Origin of the sequence: Campylobacter concisus (assembly GCF_003049735.1) — a bacterium.
Classification (GTDB): Bacteria; Campylobacterota; Campylobacteria; order Campylobacterales; family Campylobacteraceae; genus Campylobacter_A; species Campylobacter_A concisus_AN.
Genome location: NZ_PIRM01000001.1, coordinates 522,731 through 535,680, shown reverse-complemented (window position 1 = coordinate 535,680; position 12,950 = coordinate 522,731). Strand labels below are relative to the sequence as shown.

Here is a 12,950-nt window from a genome sequence, read left to right as displayed (position 1 = left end):
ATCTATTTTAAAATTCTGTGCTAAATTTACACAAAATTTATCTTATTTAATTTAGGAGGAGTGATGATCTACGATAACATCGTTAAAACGATTGGTAATACACCTATCGTAAAGGTAAAAACAGATGCTGATGAAGCCGAAATTTACGTAAAACTAGAGTTTTTTAACCCAGGTGGCTCTGTAAAAGATAGGATCGCATTTAATATGATAACCAAAATGCTAGCTGACGGTACGCTAAAACATGGTGATACTATCGTTGAGCCAACGAGCGGAAATACTGGCATTGGTGTAGCGATGTGCGGTGCTGCACTTGGTTTTAAAGTGATACTTTGCATGCCAGAGAGCATGAGTATAGAAAGACGCAAAATAGTAGCTGCTTATGGTGCACAGCTTGAGCTTACTCCAGCGTCTGGTGGTATGAAAGCAGCGATCGCAAGAGCTACAGAGCTAGCAGCTCAGCCAAATCACGTAATGTTAAGCCAGTTTGAAAACAAGTATAACCCACAAGCTCACGAGCTAACAACAGCTGCTGAAATTGTGGCTGATTTTAGCAAGCTTGATGCATTTGTAGCTGGTGTTGGCACAGGCGGCACAATAAGTGGCGTAGCAAAAATTTTAAAAGAAAAGGGCTATGACACTAAGATCATCGCAGTAGAGCCTGAAGCATCGCCGGTTTTAAGTGGTGGCAACCCAGGACCACATAAAATTCAAGGCATTGGAGCCGGATTTTTACCAAATACTATGAATATGAGCTTAGTTGGCGAAGTAGAAAAAGTAAGCAACGATGACGCACTAAACGCAGCTAGATCAATCGCAAAAAGCGATGGCTTGATGATAGGTATAAGCGGTGGTGCCGCTTACGTGGCTGCAAAAAGAGTGGCTAAAAGACTTGGCACTGGCAAAAAAGTACTTTTCATAGCTCCAGATAATGGCGAAAGATACTTAAGCACAGAGCTTTACGGAGCATAAAAATATGTGGGAGAGTCTAAAGGAGCTAGTTCAAACTGTTCGTGAAAAAGACCCATCGGTACATAAGTGTTGCTTTTTGGCAATACTTATAAACACTCCTGGCATCCATGCGGTTTTGTTTCATAAAATTTCTCATTTTTTATATAAAAAAGAACATTTTTTTCTAGCTAGACTCATCTCGCAGATTGCAAGATTTTTAACTGGTATCGAGATACACCCTGGAGCAAAGATCGGTAGGAGATTTTTTATAGATCATGGCATGGGTGTGGTTATCGGTGAGACAGCTGAGATAGGCGATGATGTAATGATGTATCATCAAGTAACACTTGGAGGCACCGGAAAAGAGTGTGGCAAAAGGCACCCAACTGTAAAAAATGGTGTGACTATTGCAGCTGGCTCAAAGATACTAGGTGCCATAACGATTGGCGAAAATGCTAAGATCGGCGCAAACTCGGTCGTGCTAAAAAATGTCCCAGCAAACGCGACAGTCGTTGGTATACCAGCAAGAATAGTTCGAGTAAATGGGACAAAATTTGAGCCAGAATTTATTATCTAATCTCAAAGATTAGATAAATTTATTCTTACTTTTTATGCTTTAAAATTTGAGCGTAAATTTCGTCTTTTAGCTTTAACTTCTCTTTCTTTAAATTATCAATTTCAGATGGTTTTGCTAGATTGTCGTCTATTTTTTTATTTAGTTCATCATGCTTTTTGCAAAGAGCAGCAAAACGAGCATCGGTTTTCTTTAGCTCATTTATAAGGTCTGTATATTCATGTAACATATCGGCTCCTATAAAAATTTGAGAAATTTTATCAAGACTTTGTAAATGCTTGGATATAAAAAAGGTACCAAGCCATTGCTTAAATTTTTAAAAAGAGCGAATAGAAAATTTATTTTATACGTATTTGAATTCTTCAGGTTTGTGTTTGCTTTTTACAACACGCTTGGTTAGACGTATTCCATCAACGGTACCGATGACTAGAAGCTTTGATCCTGTCCCTACTAATGTGTCACCATTTGGCATTGGTACAAAATTATTATTTATATCTCTAATACCTACTATGTCCGCATTCGTGATATTTCGTAGATGAGTCTCTTTTAGTCTTTTAAATCTTATCCAAGAGTAATCAGGAACAAGAATTTCTTCTATATCGATGGGTGAATTTTTTGTATACAAAAACTGCTCTAATAAATTTTCCATGTCCGGCCTTACGCTCATGGCACTTAACCGTTGCGCGACTAAGCGAGATGGGCTTACCACATTGTCAGCGCCTAATTTTTTTAATCTTTGCGTATCGTCTTCTGTCTCTGCGTTTGTGATGATATGATAAGGCTTTCTGCGACCTATCTCTTTTTCATAAAGTCTTACAGATGCTATAAGGGCGATGTTATCAGCAATATTTGAGCTAAGAGTTATAAGTCCTTTTGCGCTTGATAGATGTGTTTTTAAAAAGGCAATTTGTGTGTGTGGCTGAGCTTTTATGAAATATGGGTATTTATAAATTTGAGCCAGCTCTGCGATATCTTCTCTATCATCGACCACTACAAAAGGTATATGATTTTCGCGAAATTGAGCACTAAGTTCGATTGTGTATAGATTGTGATAACAAATAACGAAGTGATTCTTTAGTCTTGCGATCCTATAAAGCATGCGTCGTTCCTTTAAAATGCTAATTAATGTACCTCTTTTTAAAACCTCAACCACAATACCAATCGATAGTGTAAATATAATAAAACCAATAAGTATAAAAGTGATAGTAAAAATTCTGCCCTTTGGAGTTATTGGAGCAACTTCGGTAAAACCAACTGTTGTAAAAGTCATGCCAGCTTGGTAAAAGGCATCTATTAGCGAGAAATTATCTATTAAGACATAACCTAATGTTCCAAAAAGTAACAGCAATACGACTGAAATTAGTGGAAATCTAAAAGGTTTTAATTGTTCGTAAAGCTCAGTATCTAGGCTTATTTCTGGTTTTGTAGAGTTTGACCAGTTGAGGAATTTTAAAAGTCTTGAGAGAAAAGACATAAATTCCTCTTCATTTTATATTCTTAGTTTGATTGTTTTTTCATCGTTCTTAGAGTAGAAGCAGCAACTTTTATCTTTCTTGTAGTACCATCTTCTAGTGTAACACGAATCGTTCTAAGATTTGGCAAGAATCTTCTTTTAGTTTTATTGTTAGCGTGGCTCACATTGTTGCCTATCATCGGTCCTTTGCCTGTTATCGCACATCTTTTTGACATTTTTTTTCCTTATAAACAAAAATTTCTGCTGATTTTATCTAAAACAAACAAAAGTAATGCTTAAATAGATTCTTTTTTAAAAGAATTGATTTTTATTAATAATCTAGATAAAATGACGCTTTTGCCTATAATTATAAATAGCAAAAATATTTAGAAATCTTGAGTGATACAAAATGCTTAGTAAAGAGTTGATCGAAAAAAATGTTGATTTTGTTTTACAGATGCCAACTCTTTTTGAAAAAGTCGAGCATTTTTTGCTAGCTGGTAATGTAACTGAAGCAGTTGCTACTTTACAAAATATAGCATCTTTTAAAACTTATTTTAGCTCCATTTTTAAACGTGCAAAATTTGATATTCCTTATGATGGCAACGATTTGGTAGTAATAGCAAATATGCTTGGCATTGATACTTTTAAAGCGATAGTGCTTTCTTATTTTATATTTTTAAAATCTCCAAAAATTTATAAGGTATTTAATTTTAAAATCGTTGATTTGATCGAGCTTAATGCCAAAATTTTATCAGATTGGCTAAAGGTATTAAATTCTTTTAAAGAAAAGCACTATAACTATTTATCGCTTGCTCCATATTCTATGGCCTGTATTATAGTGTGTGAGAATTTATTTTCAAAATATCCATCTTGCATGTCAGATGTTATTTCGTATTCTGATGTAAGCTATAATAAAATTTTGCAAAAAAAATATGGCTTTAGTCTTTGGGATATTTTTTTAAAAGCAATGAATATGAATAAGCAATCATTAAGCAAGATTGATAAAGAGATGCTTTGCTTTTTTGAGATTTTACTCTCTTATGAGTCCAGTAGGCCTGAATTTTATGATTTTGGAGTTGATAAAATTTTAGATATCAATGTTTATCCAGAGATGCAAACCATTATATTTATTAAAAAAGCTCTACAAAAATGAAATTAACTTTTAATGGTTCAATGGCTATTATAAGGCCTTTTGGTTTTTTGGAAGCAGAGAATGTTCCATTAAAATTAAGTGAAAAATACATAAACCAAATTTCATCGCGTGACATCAGCGCTATACTGCTTTCACTAAAAAATGTTACATTTTTTAGTCCTATTTGGCTTGGTAGAATAATTGAAAATTTAAGCGAAGAAGCACAAAAGCTTGGCGTGGTATTTGCGATTTGCGATTACAATGAAATTTTTTATGAATTGATGATGAAAACAGTTAAGAATATTTTAAATATCTCGATGTTTGAAAGTGAAAATATCGCAAGCTTGTTTTTAAATAAATTTCTAAATAACGCAAATGACAAAGTTTTCATTTACAACTCAACTGAGCAGTATAAGCACTATTTGGCTAATTATCTCAAAAATCGCTCATTTGATGTGGTTGAGGCTAGAGATGCGACCGAGTTTAATAAAAAAAAGAATTTATATAGTCATGCAGTATCGCAGCTAAATCATGTGAGATTAAAGCAAAATCAGATAGATACTTTTATAAAAGATGGTGTCGTTATTTATGCCATAAAAAGTTTTATGGACTCAGATTTTATTGAAGATTTTGATATGTCAGCTCATGACATTATGCTAAAAATCGGATATAAATTTTTTATTTTATGGGTAAATATTTCTGGTGCTTTAAATATAAGGGGTGCAAAATTTCTAATCAAACTTGCTAGCATTAGCAAAAGATCAGGTGCATTTATTTCGCTTTGTGGCATAAACGAATCAAATTTATCTATCGAATTAGTAACATACCTTAAAGATGCAAATATATTTATCTATAAAAATTTAAATGACTTTTACAAAGACGACACTATTTTTTATCTTAAAAAAAGAGAGTTTGATGCAGAGCCAGTAGATATCAACAAGAGCGTTGCTCAAATTTCATCTTATGTGACGCAAATTGCGAGCAAAATTATCTCACAGTTAGCAGAAGAAGAAATTTTGTGTGTTGATACCAAAGTTAGTGCGCTTGACATAGAGGACGAGTGCGATTATTTGCGTATTTGTGTTCAGTATTATGGTGATATTTACGCAAGAGTGCTATTTGGTGTAAAAAAAGATAAGTTAGATAAAATTTGCTCTATTTTTATGCCTGAAGGCAATGATTCAAATGATTATTTAAGTGGATATTCTCAAATTTTTAGTATCATTACAGATAAATTTTTGACTCATCTTTGGCAAAAAGGCATAAAAGTAAAAGTTAGCTTGCCTAAAATTTTATCTGATGATGTTTTTTTCGATCACAATAGTGTAGGCATCATGAATAGACTAGATGTAAAAGATGATGAAATAGGCTTTGTATTTGTAACCAAGTGAGGAGAAGAAATGTACGTTGCACCTAGTATTTTATCGGCTGATTTTGGAAATTTGGCAGCTGAGATAAGAGCCATTTGCGAGGCTGGGTGCGATCTGGTGCATGTTGATGTTATGGATGGGCATTTTGTGCCAAATCTAACCATCGGACCAGTTGTGGTAAATGCCGTTGCAAAGGCCGCTACAAAGCCGCTTGATATACATTTGATGGTTGAAAATAACTCATTTTTTGCTGACCTTTTCTTACCGCTAAAGCCAAAATTTCTAACCTTTCACATCGAAGAAGAGAAGCACCCAATGAGACTCATTGATCACATCAGGAAAAATGACGTTAGCCCTGGCATCGTGCTAAATCCACACACGCCAGTTAGTGCGATTGAGCATATCATTGATGAAGTCGATATGGTGCTTTTGATGAGTGTAAATCCTGGCTTTGGCGGTCAGAAATTTATGCCAGTTGTGCTTGAAAAAACAAGGGCGCTAAGAGAGCTAATAGAGCGTAAAAACGCCAAGTGTCTCATTGAAGTGGACGGCGGCGTAAATGGACTAAATGCACCTGATCTTGAAGAGGCCGGAGCTGATATTTTGGTGGCTGGCAACTACATCTTCTCATCAAATTCTTACGAACAAGCCATCCGCGCCATAAAGCTTGAGTTTTGAAACCAAAAAAACAGCGTTTAGAAAATAGCATAGAAATTTTAGCTAGGCAAAATTTAAGCTATCATGAGTTTATTTTAAGATTTGGCGATATAGAAGAAATTTCGTTGCTAATTGACGTGCGCGACCTTGATATGTGGCGAACCCTTGGGCTTGATATCACCAGAAATGAAGAGAATGAGATAGAGCTTGGCACAAGGTTTAGAGATATTAGCGAGCAGGAATTTTGTGTGGTTGATATCGAAACGACTGGTGGTACAACGAGCGGACAGATCATTGAAATCGGTGCGATCAAAATGAAAAATGGCATTGAGATAGGGCGCTTTGAAAGCTTTGTGGCAGCTCCTGTGGTACCTGAAAATATCACCGAGCTAACCGGCATAAAGGCTAGCGATTTAGTTGGCGCGCCAAATTTACTAAATGTGCTTGAGCGGTTTAAAATTTTTCTAGGAACTAGCGTCTTTATCGCTCATAACGTAAATTTTGACTATGGCTTTATCTCTCACAGCCTAAATGAGATCGGTCTTGGTATGTTGCTAAATAGAAAGCTTTGCACCATCGATCTTAGTCGCCGCACTATCGCTTCTCAAAAATACGGACTTGGCTCGCTAAAAGAGCTTCTTGGCATAAACAATACCCACCACAGAGCGTTAAATGACGCAATAGCAGCAGCTGAAATTTTTAAAGTCTGCCTCACACGTCTACCTTTTAGTATCCAAACGACAGAGGATCTCATAAGCTTTAGTAAAACAGCTCCAAGCGTGAAGCTAAAACCTGAACCAGTTTTGTGTGCGAATTAGCGATAAAAAATTATCCACAATCCTACATTAATTTTTATGCAATCTTTGTTTTTAAAGGATTATGGGTAGTTTTGCTAGATTTTATAAAAAGGAGGCAAATGAGCCAGAAAAATCCTATTTCAAATTTTATCTCAGCTGACGATGAGATGCTCGCTTTTTTATCAAATTTTAGCAATAAGTGGTGCGTGAGTAACGATGGAACGGAGTTTATAGAACAAAATTTGACCTTTATCGGCTCAAAGCCAGTTTTGCAAAATTTAAAAGGTTACAAAACGGCTGAATATAAAAAAATTGCCGACATTAAAAAATTTCTCAGCTCAGATCCAAGCGTCAAAAGTAAAATTTTAAGTGGCGAGATAAGCTACATCGGCGACAATATAACAAGCATAGAGGTTAAATTTGCACCCGAGTATTTTTATGATTTTTTAAAATTTATAGTTGAAAATATCCCAGAACATCACTATTTTTGTAGTCCCAAGGAGGGCTGGATATTGTTTATTGCAACAGAGGGATATGTAGAATTTGGTGTTTTGCGCTAATAAATTTATTTTTAAGCAGTTGTCTAAAATTGTCAATAAAAACAAAACGTGAAATAAAAATTATTCGTAAAAATTCTTAGAATTAACAAAAAACTGAGCTTGCATCCTAACACCGCTTGTTGCTAGCAAAATTTAATCAATTTTTTTATATAATCCCTATTTTTCACAAAGGCAAAAAGATGGATAGAAAATCTTGGAGTTCAAGGCTCACATATATTTTAGCTGTTGCAGGAGCTACGGTTGGCTTTGGTGCGACGTGGCGTTTTCCGTATTTAGTCGGGCAAAACGGCGGTGGTGCCTATGTACTCGTGTTTTGTATCGCGATGATCGTGATTGGCATACCGATGATTTTGGCTGAAAACGCGATCGGCAGACGCCTAAAATGCAACGCTGTGGATGCTTTTGGTGGATCGATAAATGGCAAAAAGATCAGCAAAAAGTGGCAGATCGTTGGCTGGATGGGGCTTGTTGGTGCATTTGGCATTATGGCTTACTACATGGTTATTGGTGGCTGGGTGCTAAACTACATCGCCCAAATTTCATTTGGTTTGCTTGATCTCTCGCATGTGGTTAGTTTTGAGGAGACAAGTGCGTTTTATGAGCAAAATATCGTAAGCAATCCACTTGCTATCAGCTTTGCGACTCTTGTTTTTGTGCTGGTTAATTACGCTATTTTGGTGCAGGGTGCGGTCGGCGGTATCGAGCGATCAGCGAAATTTTTAATGCCACTACTTTTTATTTTAATGCTTATTATGATTGCTAAAAATATCACACTTGATGGTGCAATAGAAGGCGTAAAATTTTACTTAACGCCTAATTTCTCAAAGATAAATTTAAAGCTTTTCGTTGATGTTTTGGGACAGGTATTTTTTGCGCTCTCGCTTGGATTTGGTGTGATGATCACTCTTTCTAGCTTTGTGAAAAAGGATGAGGGTTTGGTTAAAATTTCTATCATCACGGGCATTTTAAATACGGTAATCGCCGTGCTTGCAGGATTTATGATTTTTCCTTCTCTTTTTAGCTACGGCGTATCGCCAGATAGCGGCCCAAGCCTCGTGTTTAAGAGCCTGCCGATCGTTTTTTCACACATGCCATTTGGTGGTTTTTTCGCGGTTGCGTTTTTTGCACTATTAATGATCGCTGCACTTACAACATCGCTACCAATATATGAAGTAATAATCACAACACTTCAAGAAAAATTTAAAATAAAACGCAAGAAAGCAATATTTTTAGTCCTTGGAGGTATATTTATTTTAGGAAATTTGCCTTCGCTGATGGCTACAAACATACTAAGTCACGTAAGCATTTTTGGTAAGAATATTTTTGATGCATATGATGCAATAAGCGCAACAATATTTTTTGTATTTACATCATTTGGTTGTGCAATATTCGTAGGCTGGGTGCTAAAAGATGATGCAAAAAAAGAAATTTTGCAAGGTAGTGAAAAACATGCAAAACTAATAAATGTCTGGTTTTGGTATATCAAATTTGTCGTACCGTTTATCATTTTGGTGCTTTTTATCAGCTCGTTTTACGATAATTTTTTAAAATAGGGCGTAAAAATATGTTTTATTTTTTACTCGGTATTTACTTTTTTTACGTTGCCGCAAAGGCAATTTTGGCGATTTTGCAGATAAACTTTATCCGCGCAGAGGCTAAAAAGCCAGCCGTCGTGCTAGAGCAGAATGAATACGAAACCGCCGCCGCTGCAGCGATAACGAATCAAAAATTTGAGATAGCAAGCCTTTTTTATCACGCCGCGATATTTATGATGTGGGCGTGCTGGGGGCTTGGCGCGATATCGGGGCATGCTTATAAAACGGGAGATATAGGCGACAACGTCTTTATGGTTATGGTATTTTTGCTCGTTTCGTCGCTGCTAGAACTGCCGCTAAATATCTACGAAACCTTCGTCAAAGATAAAAAGCTCGGCTTTTCAAACGTAACGCCTAAAATTTTTACGCTTGATCTGCTTAAAACGCTCGCACTAACGCTGGTGTTTGGCACGCTATTTGTGTGGTTGGTGCTGCTTTGCATTAGATTTTTGGGCGATTTTTGGTGGTTTTGGGCGTTTTTTCTCAGCTTTGGCGTCGCGCTCGTGATAAATTTAATTTACCCGACGCTCATCGCGCCTATCTTTAACAAAATGCAGCCGCTAGAAGAGGGAGAGCTAAAAAGCCGTATAGAAGGACTTTTAGCGCAGTGCGGGTTTAAAAGTAGCGGCGTTTTTACGATAGACGCCAGCAAGCGCGATAACCGCTTAAACGCCTATTTCGGTGGCCTTGGCGCAACTAAACGCGTGGTGCTTTTCGACACGCTCGTTAAAAAACTAAGCCTAGAGGAGATAATCGCCGTTTTGGGGCATGAGCTCGGGCACTTTAAGCACAAAGATATCCTAAAAATGATAGCTCTAAGCGCGGTTATGCTTTTTGCGATGTTTTTTATATTCGGCAACATCCCTGACGCGGTGTATCAAGCGTTGGGGCTTCATAGCGGAGGCGGCGGAACGATCGTGTTTTTGCTACTTTTTTCGCCGATTTTCGGATTTTTATTTTCGCCGGTTAGCTCGTATTTTAGCCGCGCGAATGAATTTGGCGCCGATAGATTCGCTAGCGAGGTCTCAAACAAAACCGATATGATAAGCGCGCTAAAAAAACTAGGCAGCGAAAACAAGGCCTTTCCGAAGGCTCATCCGATCTACGCGTTCGTCTATCACTCGCACCCAAGCCTTTTTGAGCGTATAAACGAGCTGGAAAATGAAAATTGAAGAAGCTCTTAATGAGGCTAGTTTAAGGCTAAGCTCACTTTGTCAAAATCCAAGCAGAGTTGCTAAAATTTTGCTTATGAACTATCTTGACGTAAGTATTGAATGGGTATTCTTAAATCAAAAAAAAGAATTTGATGAGAGTGGCTATTTTGCTCTAGTTAAAAGGTATGAAAACTACGAGCCTCTTGAATATATAACTGGTAAAGTTAGCTTTTATGGGCTTGATTTTTACGTGGAAAGTGGAGTGCTGATCCCAAGACCTGAAACAGAAATTTTGGTAGATAAAGTAATAGAAATTTCAAGTGAATATAAAGAGCCAAAGATCGCAGAAATAGGCACAGGAAGCGGAATTATTAGTATCATGCTAGCTCTAAAAACAAAGGCAAATATCGTAGCGACAGACATCAACGAAAAAGCTTTGATGCTTGCTAAAAAAAATGCAGATAAATTTGATGTAGGTGGGAGTATCAAATTTTTAAACTGCTCTTATGTGGATGAAATTTTAGAAGATATTGATATTTTGGTTTCAAATCCTCCATATATTGCAAGAGGCTATAAACTTAGTAAATTTGTACTAAATGAGCCAGAAAGTGCGCTCTTTGGAGGCGAAGTAGGAGATGAAATCTTAAAAGACATTATTCTCATAGCCAAAGATCGCAATATCAAAAACGTTGCTTGTGAGATGGGATACGATCAAAAAGCAAGTATGCAAAAATTCTTAGAGGCCAATGGTTTTGAGTATAGTTTTTACAAAGATTTAGCCGGCTTTGATAGAGGCTTTTGCGCGAAGTTAAAAATATAAAGGAGAGAATTTGAGAGGAGTTTATTTTTTGCTTTTGGCAGTACTTATGGGAGCTGAGCTAACGCTTGGTATCTTGGTGGCGCCAGTCATATTTTTCCCGCAAAACATCATAGGAGATGGCATACTTACGCATTTTATGAGCGGTCAAATGATGACAAAGATATTTTTGAAATTTAATTATATTTTGCTTTTTATAAGCATAGTTATAATGATTAGCGAGCTATTTGATCTTAGAAAAAAGCTTATTTTTTCACTAAAATTTAGCATGTTAATGCTTGCTTTTTTAAATTTGGCTTTAGCTTTTAGCTTTGTATTTTTCTTTACACCTTTTATAGTTTACGCTCAAAATTTGGGTGTTGACGCGACACAGACGGCTGAATTTGCCAAAATGCATAGTGCGAGTGAATATGTGATGAAAATCATGCTTGTTTTACAAATTATTTTATTTTTTGTGAAATTTAAGATTAGTCAAAATGAACGCAAAGCCTGATATTCAAGTCTTAACAAATTTTTTGGCCGAATACACGACAGCAATGGTTAGTGCTGGCACCTACACCGCACGCGTAGAAAAGTGCGTAGATCGCATAGCTAAACACTACGGCTACGACGTTAGCGTGACGATTTTTGTGAAGTATTTTACCATTAGCGTCATGGACTCGGCCGACAACTCCCTGCGCCGAACCTACGTGAAGAAGATCCCTCTGGGGCAGGTGAGCTTTAACCGTATTTCCGAGCTTTCGTCGCTTAGCTGGCGGATCTTGGATGAAAATTTGAGTCTAGACGAGGCTAAAGAGCAGTTTGAGGGCGTCATGCGCATCGGGGCAAATAAATTTACAAGCTCGCTTATTTTAATAAGCCTTGCAAATGCGGCGTTTTGCAGGCTTTTTGGCGGCGATGCGGGCTCGGTAGCTTGCGTATTTTTTGCGACGCTCGTGGGCTATAGCCTTAGATTTGCGCTTGCTAAAATGGGCGTAAATTTAAAAATCCAGTACGTCCTAGTTTCGTTCGTAGTCTCGTTTATCGCTTATCTTGGCGTATTTTACGGCTTTACGCACACTAGCGACGTGGCGATCGGCTCGTCGATACTATTTTTGATGCCGGGCGTTTTTCTCATAAACTCGGTCTTTGATATCATAAACGACAACACGCTCGTAGGCATCAGCAGGGCCGTGAGCACGGGCATCCTGATACTTTGCATCGCAGTGGGCGTCTATATCACGCTCTCGCTTAGCAATGCGGAGATTTTACATGTTTGAGCTTTTTACCGCGACTCTCATAGACGGCGCTTTTGCGGCGGTAGCGGGGCTTGGCTTTGCCTATGCTAGTTCGCCGCCTAAAAGAACTCTCGTATTTTGCGCGCTGCTTGCGGCATTTGCGCACGCTAGCCGCTTTTGGATCATGCAGATGGGATTTTTTAACATCAGCGTCGCTACTCTTATCGTCTCATTTTTAAGCGGGATTTTAGGTATGCTCTTTGCCAAACGGCTAAAAGTGCCCGCCGAGATCATCGCATTTCCCGCGCTTTTGCCGATGGTACCTGGAGTTTACGCGTATAAGGGCATTTTGGCGCTATTTTCGTTTCTAAACGAGCCTGATATCGCTAAGAAAAACGAATACCTAATCATATTTTTCGATAACGCGATCACGACTACGACGGTCTCGCTAGCCCTTGGCGTCGGGGTCTCTGTGGTGCTTATTTTATTTTACGATCAGTCACTGATGATTACTCGCGGCGCCAAGTGTGATCTAGCGGCGAGGAAGACGCGCGAGTAATTTTAACTTTCGGCATAGAAATTTTGTATGGCTTTTTGATAGTTTTTATTATTTTTACTAGATATTTTCTCAATTTAGCCGATATAGCTTAAAACTAAATTTTAAAAGGATTTA

Annotated in this window: 16 protein-coding genes; 13 read left to right on the top strand and 3 right to left on the bottom strand. The window is 37.4% G+C overall.

The features are described from left to right. Window positions 1-63: 63 nt before the first annotated feature. Both cysK and epsC read left to right on the top strand, forming a co-directional pair. Window positions 64-969 (top strand): cysteine synthase A, encoded by a 906-nt coding sequence (cysK, locus tag CVS97_RS02720; RefSeq protein ID WP_107784992.1) that lies wholly within the window; start codon window positions 64-66, stop codon window positions 967-969. A 4-nt stretch (window positions 970-973) separates the two neighbouring features. Beyond that, complete coding sequence (epsC, locus tag CVS97_RS02715; protein ID WP_084041512.1) at window positions 974-1,525, top strand: serine O-acetyltransferase EpsC; 552 nt, start codon at window positions 974-976, stop codon at window positions 1,523-1,525. A gap of 25 nt (window positions 1,526-1,550) precedes the next feature. On the opposite strand, the gene CVS97_RS02710 is transcribed toward epsC, so the two are convergent. The 3 genes from CVS97_RS02710 to rpmB form a co-directional block, all read right to left on the bottom strand. Next, window positions 1,551-1,751, bottom strand: a complete 201-nt coding sequence (locus tag CVS97_RS02710; protein WP_021091004.1) for a YdcH family protein — start codon at window positions 1,749-1,751, stop codon at window positions 1,551-1,553. A gap of 114 nt (window positions 1,752-1,865) precedes the next feature. Further along, window positions 1,866-2,996: a potassium channel family protein gene (locus CVS97_RS02705; RefSeq protein ID WP_021090478.1), complete on the bottom strand. Its 1,131-nt coding sequence runs from the start codon at window positions 2,994-2,996 to the stop codon at window positions 1,866-1,868. Window positions 2,997-3,019: 23 nt separating this feature from the next. Further along, window positions 3,020-3,211 carry a 50S ribosomal protein L28 gene (rpmB, locus tag CVS97_RS02700; RefSeq protein ID WP_021090707.1) on the bottom strand — a complete coding sequence of 64 codons (192 nt, stop codon included), beginning with the start codon at window positions 3,209-3,211 and terminating at the stop codon, window positions 3,020-3,022. 173 nt (window positions 3,212-3,384) lie between these two features. Between rpmB and CVS97_RS02695 the strand changes: the two genes are divergently transcribed. The 11 genes from CVS97_RS02695 (at window position 3,385) to CVS97_RS02645 (ending at window position 12,836) form a co-directional block, all read left to right on the top strand. Continuing rightward, window positions 3,385-4,131 carry a hypothetical protein gene (locus CVS97_RS02695; RefSeq protein WP_107784991.1) on the top strand — a complete coding sequence of 249 codons (747 nt, stop codon included), beginning with the start codon at window positions 3,385-3,387 and terminating at the stop codon, window positions 4,129-4,131. Continuing rightward, on the top strand, window positions 4,128-5,501 hold the full coding sequence (locus CVS97_RS02690) for an anti-sigma factor antagonist (RefSeq protein WP_107784990.1): 1,374 nt from the start codon (window positions 4,128-4,130) through the stop codon (window positions 5,499-5,501). Before CVS97_RS02695 ends, CVS97_RS02690 begins: the two co-directional genes overlap by 4 nt. Window positions 5,502-5,510: 9 nt before the next feature. Further along, on the top strand, window positions 5,511-6,158 hold the full coding sequence (gene rpe / locus CVS97_RS02685) for a ribulose-phosphate 3-epimerase (protein ID WP_103576678.1): 648 nt from the start codon (window positions 5,511-5,513) through the stop codon (window positions 6,156-6,158). Further along, a complete protein-coding gene (locus CVS97_RS02680) occupies window positions 6,155-6,955 on the top strand; it encodes a 3'-5' exonuclease (RefSeq protein ID WP_107784989.1) in 801 nt (266 codons plus the stop codon). Before rpe ends, CVS97_RS02680 begins: the two co-directional genes overlap by 4 nt. Before the next feature lie 98 nt (window positions 6,956-7,053). Continuing rightward, window positions 7,054-7,494 carry a hypothetical protein gene (locus CVS97_RS02675; RefSeq protein WP_107784988.1) on the top strand — a complete coding sequence of 147 codons (441 nt, stop codon included), beginning with the start codon at window positions 7,054-7,056 and terminating at the stop codon, window positions 7,492-7,494. A gap of 179 nt (window positions 7,495-7,673) precedes the next feature. Then, complete coding sequence (locus tag CVS97_RS02670) at window positions 7,674-9,047, top strand: sodium-dependent transporter (protein ID WP_054196446.1); 1,374 nt, start codon at window positions 7,674-7,676, stop codon at window positions 9,045-9,047. 11 nt (window positions 9,048-9,058) lie between these two features. Further along, entirely contained in the window at window positions 9,059-10,261 is a 1,203-nt protein-coding gene (locus CVS97_RS02665) for a M48 family metallopeptidase (protein WP_107784987.1), read from the top strand. After that, on the top strand, window positions 10,251-11,063 hold the full coding sequence (gene prmC, locus CVS97_RS02660) for a peptide chain release factor N(5)-glutamine methyltransferase (RefSeq protein WP_107784986.1): 813 nt from the start codon (window positions 10,251-10,253) through the stop codon (window positions 11,061-11,063). The genes CVS97_RS02665 and prmC overlap by 11 nt, the downstream gene beginning before the upstream one ends. A 10-nt stretch (window positions 11,064-11,073) precedes the next feature. Beyond that, complete coding sequence (locus CVS97_RS02655) at window positions 11,074-11,553, top strand: DUF4149 domain-containing protein (RefSeq protein WP_107784985.1); 480 nt, start codon at window positions 11,074-11,076, stop codon at window positions 11,551-11,553. Beyond that, window positions 11,537-12,319, top strand: a complete 783-nt coding sequence (locus CVS97_RS02650; RefSeq protein WP_107784984.1) for a threonine/serine ThrE exporter family protein — start codon at window positions 11,537-11,539, stop codon at window positions 12,317-12,319. The genes CVS97_RS02655 and CVS97_RS02650 overlap by 17 nt, the downstream gene beginning before the upstream one ends. Further along, entirely contained in the window at window positions 12,312-12,836 is a 525-nt protein-coding gene (locus CVS97_RS02645) for a threonine/serine exporter family protein (RefSeq protein ID WP_107784983.1), read from the top strand. Before CVS97_RS02650 ends, CVS97_RS02645 begins: the two co-directional genes overlap by 8 nt. The last annotated feature ends 114 nt before the right edge of the window (window positions 12,837-12,950 follow it).

What these genes read in the sequence shown, in the direction of transcription:
- cysK (WP_107784992.1), top strand. Translation starts at nt 64, where the DNA reads ATGATCTACGATAACATCGTTAAAACGATTGGTAATACACCTATCGTA.
- epsC (WP_084041512.1), top strand. Translation starts at nt 974, where the DNA reads ATGTGGGAGAGTCTAAAGGAGCTAGTTCAAACTGTTCGTGAAAAAGAC.
- CVS97_RS02710 (WP_021091004.1), bottom strand. Translation starts at nt 1,751, where the DNA reads ATGTTACATGAATATACAGACCTTATAAATGAGCTAAAGAAAACCGAT.
- CVS97_RS02705 (WP_021090478.1), bottom strand. Translation starts at nt 2,996, where the DNA reads ATGTCTTTTCTCTCAAGACTTTTAAAATTCCTCAACTGGTCAAACTCT.
- rpmB (WP_021090707.1), bottom strand. Translation starts at nt 3,211, where the DNA reads ATGTCAAAAAGATGTGCGATAACAGGCAAAGGACCGATGATAGGCAAC.
- CVS97_RS02695 (WP_107784991.1), top strand. Translation starts at nt 3,385, where the DNA reads ATGCTTAGTAAAGAGTTGATCGAAAAAAATGTTGATTTTGTTTTACAG.
- CVS97_RS02690 (WP_107784990.1), top strand. Translation starts at nt 4,128, where the DNA reads ATGAAATTAACTTTTAATGGTTCAATGGCTATTATAAGGCCTTTTGGT.
- rpe (WP_103576678.1), top strand. Translation starts at nt 5,511, where the DNA reads ATGTACGTTGCACCTAGTATTTTATCGGCTGATTTTGGAAATTTGGCA.
- CVS97_RS02675 (WP_107784988.1), top strand. Translation starts at nt 7,054, where the DNA reads ATGAGCCAGAAAAATCCTATTTCAAATTTTATCTCAGCTGACGATGAG.
- CVS97_RS02670 (WP_054196446.1), top strand. Translation starts at nt 7,674, where the DNA reads ATGGATAGAAAATCTTGGAGTTCAAGGCTCACATATATTTTAGCTGTT.
- CVS97_RS02665 (WP_107784987.1), top strand. Translation starts at nt 9,059, where the DNA reads ATGTTTTATTTTTTACTCGGTATTTACTTTTTTTACGTTGCCGCAAAG.
- prmC (WP_107784986.1), top strand. Translation starts at nt 10,251, where the DNA reads ATGAAAATTGAAGAAGCTCTTAATGAGGCTAGTTTAAGGCTAAGCTCA.
- CVS97_RS02650 (WP_107784984.1), top strand. Translation starts at nt 11,537, where the DNA reads ATGAACGCAAAGCCTGATATTCAAGTCTTAACAAATTTTTTGGCCGAA.
- CVS97_RS02645 (WP_107784983.1), top strand. Translation starts at nt 12,312, where the DNA reads ATGTTTGAGCTTTTTACCGCGACTCTCATAGACGGCGCTTTTGCGGCG.